Genomic DNA, 18,769 nt, shown 5'->3' on the forward strand with positions numbered 1-18,769 from the left:
AAACATTGCCCTGCCCATTACGAGCGCTTCGATCAATTTGTTGCCGCGCTCTTGCTCCCACGCCACGCCTTAGGCTGTGCCGCACGCTGCGTGCGAATTCGCTCCAGCAGTATGCTAGCCGGCTCGTCGTTGGGGTCCTGCGGTACCAGTTCGCCCCGGAAGGCCTTGGCCAGTATGCTCTGGGTCAACAGGTCGATACGTGCCTTGGCAATTTGAAATTTACTTTCAAGCAATTCGGAAAAAGCAAATAGCTGATTGACACGCCTGACAATTTCCAACTGTTCGTCAATAGGGGGAAGATCAATCGGCATTTTCTTCATAGAGCCAACATTGAAGTGCTGCTGGGCAACCCCAACCTGGTTTGCTGCGACATTTTTTTGCGCAACTTCAGAGTTCATAAACAAGCAGCCAAACTGAGAGTTAAGCCTCTCTGAAGGTCTAGCGATAACAAGGTCAGAACAGTTGGCGATCTCTAAATCATCCGGTATTACACATGTTACCCCCGGCGCGCCAGAACGAACTATAGCCAAATCTCCCGGTGAAAGTTTTGACTTGATAATTTTATCGTGAAACCCTTGGGATATATGAAGGAGGTTTGTATTTGAGAATCTAAATGGACGGACATTCTGAGAGCGTAAGAATGGAATTCCTGTTTCTGTATATTGATCGGACATTTTGCCAACATAACCGACAGTGATTTCAGAGCAAATAGCTCCAAAATTTGTTACCTCCCAGTTCTTCACACCTAGCTTGTCTAAGCTATTAGATATACGCCAATCCTCCGTCAACCGCCCGGCAACGGCAGCGGCAAGAACAGATTGGCGAAAGCGCTTAAGCAGCAGGGGAAGAGCGTCGATTCGGTCTTTTATGGTGCCGACTTGAACCAACAGCTCATCAAGTTTTTGAGTGATACGGGCTTGCTCGGCATGTGGCGCAATATTAAGAGAAACTTCTCGGACATTGTCCAAATTTAGGACAGGTCGCCCCATTCCATAAGCGCTTGCCTCCAATTTTGTTTGAACACTGCCGTCACCCGGAGAAATCAATTGCTTGTGAACAAACTTTGCTAATGACTTGTCTGCCAATCTAACGAGCGCCACCGACTGGCTTACATACGCTTCAGGTACATCCCCTTCAATATGTGCGCACTTTCCAACATTGGCACCAGTGATGGTGAGCAAAATATCGTCTTTTTTAATGAGAGTTCGCTTACCCTCCACCTTCTCAGGAAGGTTAACCTTAGCGATACTATTAAAGCCATTTAATTTGTTTGTATTTATATCCTGAGTTCTGACAAAAAGAGCACCTTCTTCCGCGTAGTACTTGGACCAGTCACGAGATCCGCTAGTTACATACTCTAAAAGATCATCAAGCTTCGCCTTACTCCAACCTTGCGGCAACTCACTCATTCTCCTGAGCCTCGACCATCACCAAGCCCAACATCTCCGCCAGTAATTGCTTCTGGGCTAGCACTTCATCCTCAGCGCCCAATGCCTTCATCAACTCATCCAGTTCGTGCAGGGCTTCCGTTAGTTCAGCCATGGCTTCGCCGGCCAATACTTCGGGGGCAGGAAGATTGCTGGTCTCCAAGTTGTTGGCGTCTTTCAGCCAACTGATATCCAGGAAGTCGTTACGCTCGCGGATCTGCTCACGGGTAAAACAGCGGAAACGACTCAGCTCACCAATACCCTCGACATTCTCGGCGCGCGGGCTATTTCCATTGGGATCGTCACCATAGGCCTGCTCAAATGGCTTGAGCTGTGCAGCACCGAATGGGGTGCGCTTGCCAAAGCTGGGCATATTGCTGCGCATATCGTAGATCCAGGTGCGCTGGGTGCAGCCCTGATCCTGGCGCGGGTCACTGGAGCTGCCCCTCTGGAAAAACAGCACGTTGGTCTTCACGCCCTGGGCATAGAAGATGCCGGTAGGTAGACGCAGGATGGTGTGCAGGTTGCACTTGTCCATCAGGTCACGGCGGATATCTGCACCGGTGCCGACCTCGAACAATACATTGTCTGGCAGTACCACGGCGGCACGACCGCCAGGCTTGAGGCCACGGTAGATATGCTGGAGAAAGGCTAACTGCTTGTTGGTGGTCGGATAGCGTAGGTCGCCACGGCTCGGCAGGCCGCCGCCCTTGGCAATACCGAAGGGGGGGTTACTGAGGATCAGATCGGCCGGCGGCAGGTTCTCGCCATCCGGCGATAGGGTGTCGCCGAAACGCACACCGGTTTCACCGTCAGACTGCAGGTTGTGCAGCATCAGGTTCATCAGCGCCAGCCGGTGGGTGTCGAGCACCAACTCGATGCCATGGAACTGACGGCGATAGCGCTGGAACTCCTCGACACTCAACCCACCGACATCGGCATGTTCGGCCAGGTAATGGTTGGCGGCGATAAGGAATCCACCAGTGCCAGCAGCTGGGTCCTGAATGATCTCGAACAGACGCGGCTTGACGCAGGTGACGATACAGTCGATCAACGGCCGTGGAGTAAAGTATTGGCCGGCACCTGATTTGGTTTCACCGGCGTTTTTTTCCAGTAAGCCTTCATACAAGTCACCCAAACCTTCCTGGCGGGCGGAGTACCAGTCCAGCTCGTCGATGGCTTTGACCAGACTGGTCAAGGTGGTCGGCTTACGGATAAAGGAGCCAGCACTGGCGAAAATTTGCCGGGTGATGGCGGTGCCTTGGCTGTCCTTGCTGCCGAGGTGAATCAACAGAGCACGGTAGAAGTCCAAATCGGCACGGGCTGCTGCGGCCTCCAAGTCATCCCAACGGTAGCCTTCAGGCAGCTGATCCTCACGACCAGTTTCCTTGGCCATTTTGAGAAACAGCAGATAAGTCAGCTCGGTGACATATTGATGGTAGGTAACACCGTCGCTGCGTAATACATGGCAGAGATTCCAGAGTTTCTGGACGATATCGTGGGTAACTTGGCTCATGGGGCTCTCTACTACTTAGCCCAATCGGGCATAAAAACGGATGGTCGCGCCGGAAAAGGCACGCCTTATAGCATTCTCAGGCTTGCTGTGCCCATACGGCTTCGTTGAGCTCGGCCAGCAGCTCCTGCAGGTGACCATCGAAGAAGCGATCGATACGCCCGAAACCGCCTTCCTCAGCCAACGGTCCGTTGTCTAACACCTCACGGTCTAGCACCACATTTCGCTTGAGTTGCCTGCCGAGCTTGTCCAGCCATTGTTTCTGTAAGGCGCTGAACTCTGGGTGGCGCTGGCGAATGCGGTTGAGCGCCTGGTCGACACGATGCTCGAAAGGTACCAACGGATCGCCCAGGGCCGCCTGACGAATAAAACCGAGGATGCCAGCAGCGATGGACTCGCTCCTGCGGTGCGCCCAGGCGGTGCCCAGAGAGCGTTCATCGAAGCCGGCAATTTGCAGGGTAACCGCCAGCTTTTTCAAATCGGCGCGAGTCAACTCACGCGGTCGCTGCAGCACGGCAACCAGTGCCGGAATCTCGTTGCCGTGTTCTTTGAGATAGCTGGCGAAACGATCCAGGTAGTCATCCGCTTCGCCAAAATAAGGCGCAACACCGACGATTTTGTCGGGCTGCTGAGAAATCGGAATGGCATCGCGATGCTTGCCCGATTTGGCATCCAGTAGCTCGCCGAGCCAAGGGTTATCGCAAAACCATTGGGCAATCTGTACCAGCGGGGTTTCTTTGAGGAACTTGCCAAATTCCTTGGGCGTCATGCCGATGCCTTCCTGAAACACGGACTGCTGGCGGTCATCCAAATGGCGGGCCTTGCGCTGGAACTTGGCCAGGAACTGGTCACGGATCAGCGCCTGGGCCTGTTCGCCTTGCTGTTCTCGCAGTTCCTCGCTGAGTTGGCTGAAGCTGATATTCGGGTTGACCACCACTGGACGCATGTTGGTGTTCTGTAACATGTCGCTGTAGGTGCCTACGGCATCGAAGACGCGGAACTCTTCCTTGTTAATGGCCTCGCAGCGGCGGGTAGCGCGACCAAGCATCTGTTCGAAGAGAATGCGGCTATTCACTTTTCGCAGGAACACCAGACTGCAGATGGCCGGTACGTCGATACCGGTCGTCAGCAAATCCACGGTCACGGCAATGGCGGGGAGTCGCTCGTTACGGAAATTGCGGATCTGCTGCAGAGGCTTGTCCGACTGGCCGGTGATCTTGCGTATGTGATCATCGCCAATCTCGTCGGGGTACTGCTGGGCCATAGCTTTTTTCAGCCGATCAACCACTAGGTCAGCATGCTCATCGGTGACACAGAAGATCAGGGTTTTATCTGGACCGAACGGGTTGATGTGCTTCACCAGCTCGCCGCATACCGCCTCATTGAATGGCGCAGTAATAACCTTTTTGTTGAATTCGGCTACTTCAAAGGAGAGCTCGTCCGGTGTGTCGAACAACTCAATCTCTTGAGTATCTGGGCAGTAAACCTGCACCTTTTCGCCAGCTTTCCAGTGAATACCGTTTTCCGACAGTTCGGTCTTGATCACCAACGGTGGGTCGTAGTCGACCAGCACACCGTCTAGAACGGCCTCGCGGTAACTGTAGAAGTACACCGGGTGCCCAAAGATCTCCGAAGTATGTAGGGCAGGGGTAGCAGTCATGCCGATACGCACGGCATCGAAATGTTCGACCACTTTACGGTATTTGGAGATGTAGTCCTGCTGGTCACGAAAGCTGAATTCGGTTTCCGACAGCTCGCGGTCGAGTAGATAGCCACGGTGGCATTCGTCGATGATCACGCAATCGTAAGCATCCACTGGCGGAACCTTGCTCGGTTCGTTGCCGAGAATACGCGCCACCATGCCCTGCACCGTGGCGATATGCACGCATGTTTCCGGGTCAGCCAGCGCCTCGTCGATCTCCTTGATGCCAAAGGCGTCGGCAAAGGTCTGTAAGGTATCGACGCGGGTGTCCTTGAAGCTGTTGGCGGCCTGTTCGCCCAGAGCGGCACGGTCTACGAGAAAGAGTACACGGCGGAAGCGACGAGTTTTGAGCAGGCGATAGATCAATGCGATGCAAGTCTTGGTCTTGCCGGTACCGGTGGCCATAGCCAACAAACAATAGCGTTTACCCTCACGCAGGTTTTTCTCAACCGCCTCGATTGCTTTGCGCTGGTAGCCGCGGAGATCGAAACCGAAATTGAACGGCATTTGTTCCAGTTCTATTTCTGCGTGGGGGATGTCCTGTTTGAACAGCTCCCATAACCCTTCCGGGCTGTACCAGCCATCCAGAGCGCGGCGCAGATTGCTGGCTTGACGCAAATCACAGAACCAGATACCAGAAAGGTGCTCGAGCTGCTTGAGGTATGGCCGGCCGTTGCTGGCAAAAACAAAGGGCACCCTGAACTCGCCCCAGGGGCCACCAGGTAGTTTGCAATCGGCGGCGGTCGCCCCTCGGGCGTAACGCTTGGCCTGGTCGATGTCTCCAGAGACGTTACGGCTCTGACGCTTGGCCTCGACCAGAGCAAGCAGCTCTAATCCATGAAACAGTGCGTAATCCGCTGGACCATTGTTCGTTGGCCATTCCGCGATGGCTTTGTATTGACCGGCTTCTGGGCGTGCTCCTTTGCTGTATCGCAAGTTGACCGTATCCACCTGCCAACCTGCGGCGGCAAGTTGAGCGTCGATCAGCACGCGAGTAGCAGATTCGTCCATCTCTACCAATTTCGCTGCGGCAAATGCACGCTGCATGAATTGTTTTGAGTAAGAGATGTCGGCAATGCCTTGCAACTGTAGCTCAGCCAATTTGGCCTGCAGTTGCTGTTTACTCGCCTCCTCCTCGGAGGCAAGAGTCGCCCAGAGTTGAGCCTCTTCCGCTAACGCTTCAGCGCGCAGACTGGCTGCACTAGCCTCGGATTGGACAGCCGTAAGTTGGGCGTCTAGCTGCGCTTTGTGCTCGCGCAGTTTGGCCAACTCCCGTTGTACCTCTTCAGGAATGACTACCGGGACTTCAGGAATGACGAAAGCTTTAGTCTGCAGATCCTCACGACCAAAAGTACGCTGAAACCATAGGCCTAATTGGGCTGCGAATTTCAGTGCTTGGAGGGCTAGGCGTAGATCATCAGCAAACTCGTGATTGGCTCGATTACCCAGCTTTCGGACAACGTGAAATAGATCAGTTACTTCACGCGGCACGCCAAGACGGCTGAGCGTCTGGATTAGCTCCAACTGGCTTTGTTCTGCTTCGACTTTGTATTTTCCAAGACGCGCAGCAGTCTCCTGAGCAAGCAACTCGCCAAACTGACGTGACTTGAGCAGGCTAGTGTTCGGGTCTTCTTTGAAATACTGCTCAGCTCGCGACCCTAGCTTTGCCAGCTCTGGGCTTAACGTGACTAGGTGAGAAAAGTTGGATTGTCGATCCGTCATTACTAGCTTCCTGGAGGCTGATCTGCATCCCATTCTCCTTAAAATAACTCAAATTCCATGTGCCAGCATCAAAGGTCAGAGCATATGCATTTATTGTAGGCAGCGGGTTCAAGAAAAAGCGTTCTGAATGCCACAAATTTTCCACACTCACCCTGCTAACCGTGGCGAAAACCGGCTACACTCAGCTACCACAACCCTTTCATTTCCCAGCCAATCCGCGCTAACGTATTGATTCTAAACGTCGACTTTTAGGACTCCGAAGGTAGGGGTCGTGGGCTCGAATCCCGCCTGGTGCACCATATAGCACTAGTTTTAAATCTCAAAAAGCCCGCCCGCTGCTGGCTTACTTGTTTCTGGCTATCCAACCCAGCGAAAAAACCTCGAATCAAAGCCAACACCCAAGCCTGGCCGCGCATGGGTGAAAGCGAAATCGAACGAGGCACTTTTGTAACTCTTGTCAATGCTGAACGCACCGCCCTCATCAACCCATCAATTGTCATATTGGCGCATAACTCACAAACTACATGCCCCGGTAGATTGCTCATCGGGGCATAGGTTTTTCGCAATCGACCGCATCGCGAGCTTTTTACAGCTTTACTGACCTGCGCGCAGCTCGCAGGCTGCGGTAAATATCTCACTGTTCCTATCTTTGCAGTAGCAAGATAGAAGTCGTCCAAAAGCTAACTGATGAGTTCCACAAGCACATCCGTCGACCACTTCTGCTCTGAGTTCTGTACTTTGGCTGTTTCTATTACTTTAGCCATGTGCATAAGTTGATCTTGGGCCTCGAGATCAAAGTTAAACCACATATCGGTATGGGAACGAAAACGCACCTGCCAATAGGCAATGCCTTGGTCGAATCTGATCCTCAGAGACCGGCCGTCTTCAAATTCCAGATCAAGCCTACGCCGGTGAGGGACATCACGATTCGAAGCCTCGACAACGAGTTCAACTGACTGGCCGGCCATTACAGAAAGCCACTTGCTGACAAAAAACTCAAAGTCATCCTGCCTTGACCAGTCATCGTAGACCTTGCGACCCTGTGGTCGCCCGGACTTAAACAACGTACAGATTTGTACCTCAGCACCAGCAGAAATACGTGTTTTGAGATACTTGAGGACCGTACCCAGAATCGTGATGACGGCAGGGTTCTGGATATAACGATCTGAATACTTCACCCTGCAAATGGTTGCACTTTCCAGCACCCCTGCAATTTGCTGATTTTTGGAGAGAAGCGCCCAGAAGCGATCACCAAACGACAGCAGCGGCCCATTGAGCTCCTCCTGAATCGGCAAATCAAAGATCACCCCATTTCCAGAGGGCGGGCTCACTACACCTACCAGGTCAAATGCACTCCAACTGAGCGCAGGTTGAGATCGCGAGATCACCACCAGTGCGTCACTCTGATGCCAACTACTACCCGGAATCGTAGCCACAGTTGCCCTGGAAGCGAGGGTCACAATCTCACCTCCTTTGAAAGCCTGTACAACGATATGAACCTCATCGTCAGGCGCACGACAACCGATACTTACGCCAATAAGTGACAGGAGTTGTAAATCCTGCAGGAGATCTACATCGATAATTCCCGGAGGTACTAGGAGCTCGACGGTCAAACCGTCAGTCAACACATAGTTCTGAATTGCTTTGCGAAATTGGGGAGCTAGGAGGTCCCACTCATCAGGATCTCCCGAGGCTACAAGGGTGATTTTTTCCACGCCTTCATTGATTAGTCGGCGCAGAACACTCTCAATACTGCCCGGTGAATATTGACCATCAATTAAGGAAAGCTTGTCTTCGATAGGCAGGCCAACGTAGTGGTTGAAGTCATCGCCCAGCCATTCAAGTGCAAGCTTGCGATCCAATTTTTCGTGGTCATGGCGAGTCTGGGAATCCAATAGGCATTCACTGCAACCGCTTTCACAATGAGAACAATGCAGCGTTTTAACCATCTTTCGCAGGAGGGATTCAATATGGAGGGGGGCACTTGAGGCAAACCCCGCTCCGCCACTGATCACATCATAAAGCTGCAATACTCTGATTGACTGGCCATTTTCCAGCTTGCTTGGCCGGGTTGCATAGCCAAGCTCAGACGCCGAAATGCCGAGTATTTCGGAAAGAGCAGATCGCAGCGCAACGGCCAAAGTCATTGAAACACAGCGCCCCAACTCGGTATCTAAAATGTGCTCTCCACGCACGGGATGATGCAGCGTCAACTCAAATACATCAGTGAGGGATGTAACACCAAGGCTTACGTTGGGAACAATGCTCCCACTCCCCTGGCAAGGCAGCCTCTTGTTGCTCTGATCTTTATCCTCTTTGGTCGGCCGAGGTGGAAAGTGCTCACCAGTTGGAGACAGACCTTGTGGAAACTCATCAGCAGTCAGCATTGACTCGGCTCGACCGCAGCTCATACAAAGTGCAAAGCCAGCACCGTTTTCACCCGAGCTATGATGAAAAACTTGACCATCTGTGCCATAGGCCATCTTACCTACCACTGGATTTGGCAACGGCGTCTTGCCCGCTTTCACAAAAACCCAGGCAGTTTCAACTGGTACAAACTTCTGATGCTGGATGTTGTTCGAGGCTTCCTGATAAGCATCTGTAACGAAACCAGAGGGCTGCAGTACCTTGCGGATATTCGATGGTTTGATGAGGGAAAGGCATTCGCTATTAGTACAAATTAATTCATCAGTTTTGACTAACCCCTCCTCATAACCTAGCCCACCACAGACGTCGCAACGCCAGGCAAAGTCCATTTTCTGAGCTTCTTTGGTATCTGCATTAAGATTATGCCAATGCAATGAGACACCAGCGGATCGGAAGACACGACCATCTAGGACGATCTCTGCCCCCGGCGCATACTCACGAATGGCAATCGATAGATTGCGAGAGGGAAGCCCCTTGTAGCGCGACACATTGTCTTCACGGTCGCGCTTTACCTTGCTTTCAGCTCCTTTCTCGCGAATGTAATCTTCAATTGTAAAATTATCGAAGCTAACAACATCCGTGGGGAATCCATACCCTGGCAGGAAAGTGCGAGCAGAGAGATCACGTAGCAGGTACTCCTTGCAGTGACGACTCTTCTCAACTTGAAGGCGTTTCATGTAAGGGCTATTTGGCTTCGCCTGCTGCTCTTCTGAAAGCAAATAGCGGTAGCTTGCTAACCAACGATTCTGCAAACTTTTTAACTGTTCCATTGATCGCCGACGCAGCTGATCCGGAGCCACTCCTGCCAGAGCAGTACCTTTCACCAATTGCGACAGCGCGCCATCAATGCTCGAAACGGCCAGCCCTAGCGCCTCTAACAAGCGATCACACTGCGAGTTCCCGTTCTCATCGGCATAGAACCACTGCGCATTGAGACTAGTTTTTTCGGTTTGAGTAGGGCCAACGACATTGCAGAGGTAGTCCGCCAACAGCAATGAGTTCACATGCCGCTGGACAAGCCGGGCAGAGTTCAAAGCAACGGCCGGGGCCGGAATCTTTGTCTCAAAAGGCCAGCTGGGATTGGCAAAAACCTGCTGATCGTGCGGATTGTTTTTACAGAGCGTGTAAGCGAGTGCTCTGGACTCTTTACTTCGACCCGCTCGGCCGGCACGCTGAAGATAATTGGCCGGATGTGGCGGCACATTGTTCATAACCACAGCGGAAATACCACCAATATCTACGCCCATCTCCATGGTGGTTGAACAATTCAGGACGTTGATCTGCCCCTTTTTGAACATCTCCTCATAGGAGCCGAGGCGCTCGGAGGACTGCTGGGCCGAATGCTCAGCCGTGCGATAATAGAATCCGCCCTCCACAGACCTATCATTGATATCTGTCCATAGATTACGAGCGCGTAATTCCGAAACCTCATGATCAGCGGCTACCTGCGTTCTGATTTTCGCCAATCCGGGTGCATAGTCTTCCTGGGAGCGATCAAGCTCCCAAATACTAGGTAACTCTATTACTTCAGATGAAAAGCTCTTGCGCTGCTCATCGGTCAACTGGGAAAAATCCAGGTGAGCGGGTAGGTACGGCGTGAACCCTTTGAATGTGGTATCGAGCAATTTATTAGTAATAGGGCAAACGTATGCTCTGTCAACCAACGAAAACAGCATGTGCTCTCTAGGCAAGAAGTAGCGGTTCTCATCAGACTTCAGTGCTGATCCTGGCTTAGTCAACTGCAACCAGGCGGCCCTTAACCAGGCATTGACCAAGTCAACATCAGACGTGTTTGCTGGGTTCAAGTCTGCACCTAGCAGCAGCAACTTAATCAGGCGCTGGGAGTAATTGCCATTACGAATCTGCGGCCAGCGCTTTACTCGAGTCTCGTCTAGCTCTTTTGATTCTGGATTGCGTAGAGTTTTGGCAGAAAAACGGCTTCCGATCCAGCCCTTCCACTCCTCAGTCATAACGATGAAGCTGTTTTCTCGAACATGGAAGTCCAGTGCAACTTTCAAAAAGTCACGCCAATCTTCCAACTTCAGGCCCTTCTGCTCCCAATAAATTGGTGTGTCTTGGATTTTATCCAACCCGAGATAGACGACCTTCACCAACCCCTGAGTTTCCAGACTATTCTGACGTTTCGGACGACGCATAAACTCACGAAACAGCAGCATCTCGGCCAGTTTTTGCGGGCCATCCGACTCTTTGAAAATTTCGGGCTTTTGATATTTATTGGCAAGCAACATAGGACCTTTCTCTTGCAGATCAGCCCGTTGCTTGAGCTCATTTACAAGCTCTGGCCACGCCAGCGAAACTAGCGACGGCTTTATCTTTGCCCCACTGAGTGAGGCAAGCGCTGCAGTGAGACGTGCCACCTTTTCCTCGGCGGCCCTGACCTCCTCCTTGATATCGAGACCGCGATATAGCTCCACCTCCTCCTGTGCTTTACTGATTAGCTGCTTCAGCACTTCAGGTTCAATATTGGTTGATACCGTGTGGGAGTTGCCGTAGCTCTTTTGATGCCAGCTCAAGATCTCTACAACAAGTCCGCGCAGTCTGCTGCGCTCAGCTTCCTGCTGCATACGCACAGCCATACGCGCTGTTCCCTGCCGGCTATCAGTGAACGTAATGAGCCTACGCCCCCTTCCCGGTAGGGACTGAGGCCCATATTCCGGTTTATGGTCTTCGTCCTGATAGTCCTGGCAGTACTCAAGAACTGTCGGTACGGCATTAGTTACATAAAAAGGTGCGCCCAACATAGCGCGTCGAAATGGAAAAGCCCCCTGAAACCCTTTGTAGCCACAACATTTACGGCTGCAAACAGTATCTTGATCATTCAACCGCAGTTTCACACGCTCACCAGATACAACCGAAAACGACCCCGCATACTTGTCGAACTCACACGCGAGGTATGCTTTACCGTCATTTTCAGCGGCCCCCAGTACTAAAGGAATCTTACTCAGCAACTGCCCATCTGGGCCGACGCCAGCGTCCTCCTCACTAGGTGTTTCAACCTGCAGTGAAAACTCATCCCCGCTTGAACTGTCCCACTGGAACAGTTTGCCTCCTTTATCCCGCGCCAGCAGATGGGGCTCATTGCAGTCGTTGCAGAACGCTAACTCGAATACCGGACTACCACAGGTGCAGGTTTGCCGCTGAATGGCATATACGTAGCCAAAAGGCCAATTTTCTTGCAACGGAGTTTTCAGCTTGGCCGAGCAGCACCTATCAAAACAGGCCCAAAGACCATGAGTGGTGCGTTGGAAAAAGTGAGCACGCAGTTTCAAGAACGCTGGATCAGACTCATTGGGACGAGTCCCGGAGCAAAGATCCAACCAGCGCAAAATCTCGTTCTGCGTTGGCAACCAGCCCCCCTCCCGACTCATATGGCTGACAATCTCGGTCAGCTTCATCGGCTTAGGGGCTTCCACTAGAAAGCCTCTCAGAGCGCGAGCCTCGGGAGAGTGCACAAGAGCCTCATAACGGGCGGGATGAATCTCCGGCTCGTCCACGCTTACTGCCGGCATGGACTCCAGTTTTTCCAGAGAAATTTCTGTTTGCTGACAAAGCTCAAGGTCAGGTATGACTCGTTGACCACCCCAGACATCAATCTGAGTGACCGGAACGCCTGAAAGATCCGAGAGGAACTGCTTCAGCTGCTCCGCTGCATCATCGCCGGCAATAGTTGCCGACGTGGCCACAAAACGGACATCCTCGGGCGTAACACCAAAGGCCGTCATCACACGCCTCAACTGCAGAGCCAACTCAGCAGCTTGGGATCCTACATAGCTGTGGGCCTCATCTAAGACAATCCACCGTAAAGACTTCTGATCTCTGGATTTCCGCACGATGGGGGCATCAACCTGCCGCACCATCATGTACTCAAGCATTGTACCGTTGGTAACCAGTATCGGCGCGGGCTGCTCTCGCATGAACTCGCGCGACAGAATCTCGTTGGGTTTCAGGCTTTGCTCAGTGCGTACCTTGGCCTGCAGTTCTTCAGTGTTCCCGTTGTATAAACAGTAACGAATCCCAGAACCAAAGCTTTGCGTCCAAGCATTTAGGCGTTCTCGTTGCGAATTAATCAGTGCGTTAAGCGGATAGAGAAACAATGCTCGCACACCAACCAAAGGCTTGTTGCCAGCATCGCGGTACTCCCGGTAAAGATCGTCTAGCACAGGAACCATAAAGCATTCAGTCTTACCCGAACCGGTACCACTAGTGACCACCACGGAATGCTTCCTTTGCAGCAAGGAGCGCCAACTGGCTAGCTGGTGCGTGAATGGTTTCCAGGTCTCTCCAAACCGGTAACGCCCGTTTGCCTTACCATCAAGCGAAGCGACAATCTCCTTGCTCAGCAACTGTTCTTGGGTTGCCAGCTGCGCCATCGTGAAAGACGACTCCTCCCAGCCGAAGGTCTGCTCGAACAATGGTGGAGCCAGGAATGAACCTTCCTTGCCACATTCCGAGCGCATGAGATCACCTAGATGCTCACGCAGCCCCGGATCAGTAATACTCAGAACACTTAAGGTTGATTCTGTTGTGCGAGACAGTGCTTGTTCGACAAGGGCGGAAAAATACTTATCCATTGATTGGTACTGCCTTATGCATGTCCATAACACTGTTCAACAAGCAATATTGATAAATTGAGTTGAACCACTTTGAGTCGAAATCGCGGACCTGGCGTAAAAAAAAGATCGCCTCAACACTATTCTCAAAAACATCGGAGAATCGTGCCTTGCCACTGGCAACAGCCGCTGCGAAAACAGGCAGATAGACCACCGAATTGCGGTAATCCATTTCCAGTCTGAAAGAAATCACCGAGTCAGTCTGTCTGTTGTGCCAGCGCTCCAGTCTTTTGCCGCCAAACTCCGGCCAAGTGGCTTCACTGCGGTCACGCATCAACTCGAGATACCAATCCTGAAGAACACTCTTGTAGGCTTCTAGAGGAACATGGATCTCGGGACCTACTGGTTTGCCTGATAGGTAACGTTGCACGCTCTCACCATACGTAGGGAAAGTTTCGCCCAATCTAGAAAACATCCTGCTGATCAATGCTCCTACGGCTTCATCGGCAACGCCCTTATCCTTTAGGAAGGCACCAAATTGCTTGGCAGCCTGATGAATTTCGGCAACAGGTAGAAACTCCCAGAAAATGGGGAACTCTGCCTCAATCCGGTCAAGAAACTTCGGATTCATTTCAAACTTGAAAAGCGCCATCGACAAGGCACGGGTATGGCCGACAAGCGATTTCCAGACCTCGAATGTAGCTAGCGGAAGATAGTCGTAGCCCTCATACAGGGCTCGCAGAAACTGCCAACCACTGTGCATTGGATTAACCGCCATAACATCCAGAACGGATGTAAAGGAACTGGTTGGCGAGGCATGATCAAAAGTCAGCACCGCTTTCTGCAGGCTCTGAACCTCGTAGCTCTGTGGCAGCGGCTCCCACCCGCCGGCAATAAAAAGAGGCCGGAATGACATGGATGACGCTGATTTAGGGACGACCAGCCAAGGGCCATTCTTTTCAACCAATTCGGGCAGCTCAAACTCCCCGGTTGGCACACCCTCGCTAGCGCGTGAGTGAAGGGGAACAGCACCGCGCATAGGCTCATGAAGTAACATCAAAACAGGTTCCGGCAGCACTGCATCGCAATCGTGCAGATTGCTAGCGCTCAACACCTGCCGGTCTCGCTCCAGCCGCATCTCAGTCGAATACTTACGAACTCGAAAATTGGCATCCTGGCCGTGACCGAATACTCGCAAACCTACAACCTGATCAATACCGGACTGCAGTGAAAGCAAATCAACAATCTGTTCTCGAATACTGAACAGACTGATTTCCAGGGGTTTCTCAGTAGCGATATAGGACCAGCTGTAACAGGCGTTCTTGGCGGTATTACCTTGGAGGGTCAACTCAAGCCCAAACTTAGTTGGAGCGCCGTTGCGGGCAAACAGATAAATACGAGCGCCCAGCAGGTCATCAACACAAACATCGCGCTTTAGGTTTTTTTCATTGCAGTCAAAAGCCAGGCAACCGGAATTTGGAAACGGTAGTTCAATCTCAATCGGATCAGACAGCAAGCTTGCTGTTACTGAAAAACGCAAACTGATTGGCGGAATGCCGTCAGACGATATTTTGAGTTCAGTATGGCCCTCTCGCTTTATTTGTTGCACCCGAAGATCGCCGTTCATCACCTGAAATAAGCAGCGTTGTAGGGTATGCACCAAAATGCTGCCCTGCCCCGGCCTTTCACCACTTCGTAACTCAACACGGAAATCAGCTGGCAAAATACCGATCTTACGGCGCAATAAAGTATCGCCGCTACGGTTTCGTACCGAGACATACTGGGCACCCAGCATCTCTTGAATAACACCGCTGCCGGGTTGTTTTCCGCCGACGTAGAGGTCACCACCCTGCTTATGTAGATCACCATTGGCACCGGGCCATTGCACTCTGGGTAGTCCTACAAATGTAAGCGTGGGCTTGGTTGCCCAACCTAATAGTGTCCCTCCCAGCTCGAGCCCGAGGCCCATACCGACCGAATGCCCAGTGCGTATCCTGTAGACTTCTTCGCAATCGACTCGCAGCTGGGCCTTACCCTGGACCTTGAGCGTCGGCAGCGAACATACAGAAGACATCTCAGTGATGCAGGCCTCACCAGAATCATCTACTTGACTCAACGCATTATCGGCAGGCAGTACCAACAGGAGTTCTTCATTCGCAATGTTGAACGAGGCCTGCCCGCAGAGCTGCCAGCGATCATTGACAAGTTCAAAGCCCACCGGCACCTCCCCCAGCGCCACGGCACTGCCCTCTATGGGGATTGAGGCGATAACCATACCGCCTGCGATAGCAACCAAACTCAGTGAAGAGGCGTAGTCGTGCCGCAACCCCATCGCCTCACGCTGCCGCAGCCTGATCCTCGCAGCACCATTGTCGATAACGGCATAGCCAGGACCGAGTGACGCAATTGACCGTCCCCCTTCCACAATCGCCAATTCAAACCGTGTCGTAGAAGGTTGCACAGCTAATTTAAAGATAACTTCAGCTGGCATCGAAACCTGAACCTTGAGCGCATCAAGGTGTGCTTCGTGCAAAAAGTGTCGACACCCCCAGCCGCCGAGTTCCTTGCGGCGTCTTCTGCTCTCAACCGTTGCAGTTTTCAGCAGGCCATTGAGTAATTCATTACCAGTTTCGTTATCAAGCGGTAATGGAAACAGTTCGCGCCACTTTGGGTTCATGGCATCCAAGTGCGCGACTGGTTCATCTGCTTGAACCAGGCCATAGTCACGTACCAGTGACACTAACTGATCCGCCATGTGTGCGATCAGCTCTACTGAGGTTTGCGAAGCAAACACCTGAGGTAGGCTTGCCTTTTCAAGCTGCTGCTCTACTTGTTGGGAAGTGCTATGGCCCATTAGATGCCACTGGTCATACTGTTTGAGTACTCGATCAAACAACGTCTGAAAACGGCTGCCTCCCTCGCGCAATATCTGGAAAGGTAGCCCACCCTCACTGAAGAGCGAGCCGAGAAAATCCCTGCGTTCCGACTCGTAAAAGTGCATGGGGCGTTTCCAATAGCCCTCCAAACCCTTAGGAATAGCTTTTCCCAAGTCTGCGGGCGACAGACTGAAGCCCAATGCTTGCCATATCGGCTCCCAGCTCCAGCCGTGCTCGCGTAAGTATTCACGGCGATACCACTCAGAGCAAAAGAGCACCAAGCAGGAACAAGCTGCTGTGTCTTTAACTACCGCGTCAATCGTAGCCAATTCTCTGAGCAGATGCCGCAGGTCGTGGTACTCATCAAGACTACAGTGGTACTCATAGAGCCCACGTTGGTCTGGGACCTGCAGCTCTCGCCGCTGTAGAAACGCTTTGAGCCAGCCGGAACATTTGAATACAGACTGAGACATGAGCAACTTCCTTGATTGAGCGCCGCCGGACGCTGAGTCTTATGTCTTTATACTTAAAAAGTAGCTATTTGACATCTATACCAACGACGTGCGGAGCACGATTACAGCCTATTGCCCACCGGTTGAGGATTCTGATTCGAATCTCGCTCCGTTCATGGCCTGAGATGTTCCTGCATAATGGAGAACAGATGCTCAACAAGCTGCCCGGCTGGAAGGTTAGAAGTTGTTTGCGAATGAGCAGGGTTGAACGAGGTGGAATTCCGTAAAGGATTTCATTAGGCCGGCGATCCTCTGCTCGCTCCCTGGTAGGCATAGGAAAAGATGGGGCGGATCAATTAGATCGCTTGGACGTCCAGTCGCCCTCCAAAGCTCATTCCACATCAGTCTACTATCGCGATGCCACAAATTTGCCACACTCGCCCGGCTAACCGGGGCGAAAATCCGCTATACCCAGCTACCACAACCCTTTGATTTCCCGGCTAATCCGAGCTAACGTATTGATTCTAAACGTCGGCTTTTAGGACTCCGAAGGCAGTGGTCGTGGGTTCGAATCCCGCCTGGTGCACCATGAATAGAAACGAGTAAGCCCCGGACTGTGGTGGTCCGGGGCTTTTTTGTGGGCGCTAGTTTTTACTGGCAAATGATTACGCAAGACTTGGACTGATGGGGCAGTTGTCAACTCTAAGTTGACAACTGCCCCAGTCGACGGACTAAACGTCATCTACGGAATCTTCGGCATTTGCCGCCGATGACTGAGTCATCTACCTTACTCTGCGATTCTTGCGATGCATTACGAGATGCCGGTCGGGGAAACTAGCAATCGCATACGAAATTCAAAAACCAAGGAGGTGATATGACCAAAATGTGGATGATCCGTGGCGAGTCTGGTCGCCTGTACGATGACTTCCGGGAGCGTGGCGTGGTCGCAATCGGATGGTCACAGCTCGCACCGCTGGCGAAGCCCGGCATGTCGCGCAAGGAAGTCACTCGCCTCTATCAAGATATTGAGCCCAACATCAAACCCGGCACAGCCATATCGGGTGCATCACAGGTTTGGCGCTTCATCAATGAAATTCAGCATGGTGACTGGGTAGTTACTTACTCTCCCGCCAACCGCACTTATCTCGTTGGCAAAATCACCGGCGATTTCAAACATAACCCTGACTTGGCTGACCTCGGCATGTCCCTGACGCGTCCAGTGCAGTGGATTGATCAAGAAGTAGATCGCGACAGCCTTACCTCCGCGAGCAAAAACAGCCTCGGCTCCACACTTACAGTCTTCGTCGTCCCGGACTTTGCGCTGCAAGAACTGAAAGCGATGGCCGCTGGAAACAAACCTCCTGCGCTACCGCCAGTTGAAGAAGAATATCCGGACAGCGATCCTCTGGCAGGTATGGAAAGTCTGGCGCTTGAGCGAATCAAGGATTTGATCAGCGCCTTGCCGTGGGACGATATGCAGCACCTCGTCGCAGGAATTTTAAGAGCGATGGGTTACAAGACACAGGTTTCCCCGGCGGGCCCTGATCGCGGCAAGGACATCATCGCTTCGCCGGATGGTTTCGGATTCGAGAATCCACGAATAATCGTGGAGGTTAAACACCGCAAAGAGCAGATGGGCAGTCAGCAAATCCGCAGTTTCCTTGGTGGACGGCACAAGGATGATCGGGGGCTTTATGTCAGTACTGGTGGCTTCAGTAAGGACGCCTATTACGAAGCGGAACGAGCTAATGTGCCGCTGACGCTTTGGACGCTGGATAACCTCGTCCGCGCCTTGATCGAGCATTACGGCCAGACGGATTCGGAGACGAAACGGTTGATACCGTTAAAGATGACCTACCTGCCTGTTGCTGTCTGACACGCTGATGTTCTAACTCTCGAACGATACCCGACCAGAATTTCAAAACTGGGCAACCATCAAGTAAAACTTGACGGTTCGAGCCTTGTACTTGAGTCGGGTCAGGTAGCTTTCTTGGGTAGTTTCTTGGGTAGCCCCAAGAAACTCGACCGTTGTTTTTCTAGCATCACTGTCCGACCACCCTCAGCGCTTAGTAGTTTGAG

6 protein-coding genes are annotated in these 18,769 nt (G+C 52.3%); 1 reads left to right on the forward strand and 5 read right to left on the reverse strand.

Annotation, left to right across the window (positions count from 1 at the left end):
* Positions 1-32: 32 nt before the first annotated feature.
* The 5 genes from ACIQVE_RS08280 to ACIQVE_RS08300 all read right to left on the reverse strand — a co-directional run bounded on the left by ACIQVE_RS08280 (position 33) and on the right by ACIQVE_RS08300 (position 16,711).
* On the reverse strand, positions 33-1,409 hold the full coding sequence (locus ACIQVE_RS08280; protein WP_402806594.1) for a restriction endonuclease subunit S: 1,377 nt from the start codon (positions 1,407-1,409) through the stop codon (positions 33-35).
* Positions 1,402-2,943: an N-6 DNA methylase gene (locus ACIQVE_RS08285; protein ID WP_402806596.1), complete on the reverse strand. Its 1,542-nt coding sequence runs from the start codon at positions 2,941-2,943 to the stop codon at positions 1,402-1,404. The genes ACIQVE_RS08280 and ACIQVE_RS08285 overlap by 8 nt, the downstream gene beginning before the upstream one ends.
* 76 nt (positions 2,944-3,019) lie before the next feature.
* Positions 3,020-6,364 carry a type I restriction-modification system endonuclease gene (gene hsdR, locus ACIQVE_RS08290; protein WP_402806599.1) on the reverse strand — a complete coding sequence of 1,115 codons (3,345 nt, stop codon included), beginning with the start codon at positions 6,362-6,364 and terminating at the stop codon, positions 3,020-3,022.
* A gap of 680 nt (positions 6,365-7,044) precedes the next feature.
* Entirely contained in the window at positions 7,045-13,383 is a 6,339-nt protein-coding gene (locus ACIQVE_RS08295; protein WP_402806602.1) for a DEAD/DEAH box helicase, read from the reverse strand.
* Positions 13,376-16,711, reverse strand: coding sequence for an STY4851/ECs_5259 family protein (locus ACIQVE_RS08300; protein WP_402806605.1), 3,336 nt, complete (start codon positions 16,709-16,711; stop codon positions 13,376-13,378). Before ACIQVE_RS08300 ends, ACIQVE_RS08295 begins: the two co-directional genes overlap by 8 nt.
* Before the next feature lie 853 nt (positions 16,712-17,564).
* Here ACIQVE_RS08300 and ACIQVE_RS08305 point away from each other — a divergent pair.
* Positions 17,565-18,566: a restriction endonuclease gene (locus ACIQVE_RS08305; protein WP_402806608.1), complete on the forward strand. Its 1,002-nt coding sequence runs from the start codon at positions 17,565-17,567 to the stop codon at positions 18,564-18,566.
* Positions 18,567-18,769 lie beyond the last annotated feature (203 nt).

Origin of the sequence: Pseudomonas sp. NPDC098747, from assembly GCF_044760045.1 — a bacterium.
Classification (GTDB): Bacteria; Pseudomonadota; Gammaproteobacteria; order Pseudomonadales; family Pseudomonadaceae; genus Aquipseudomonas.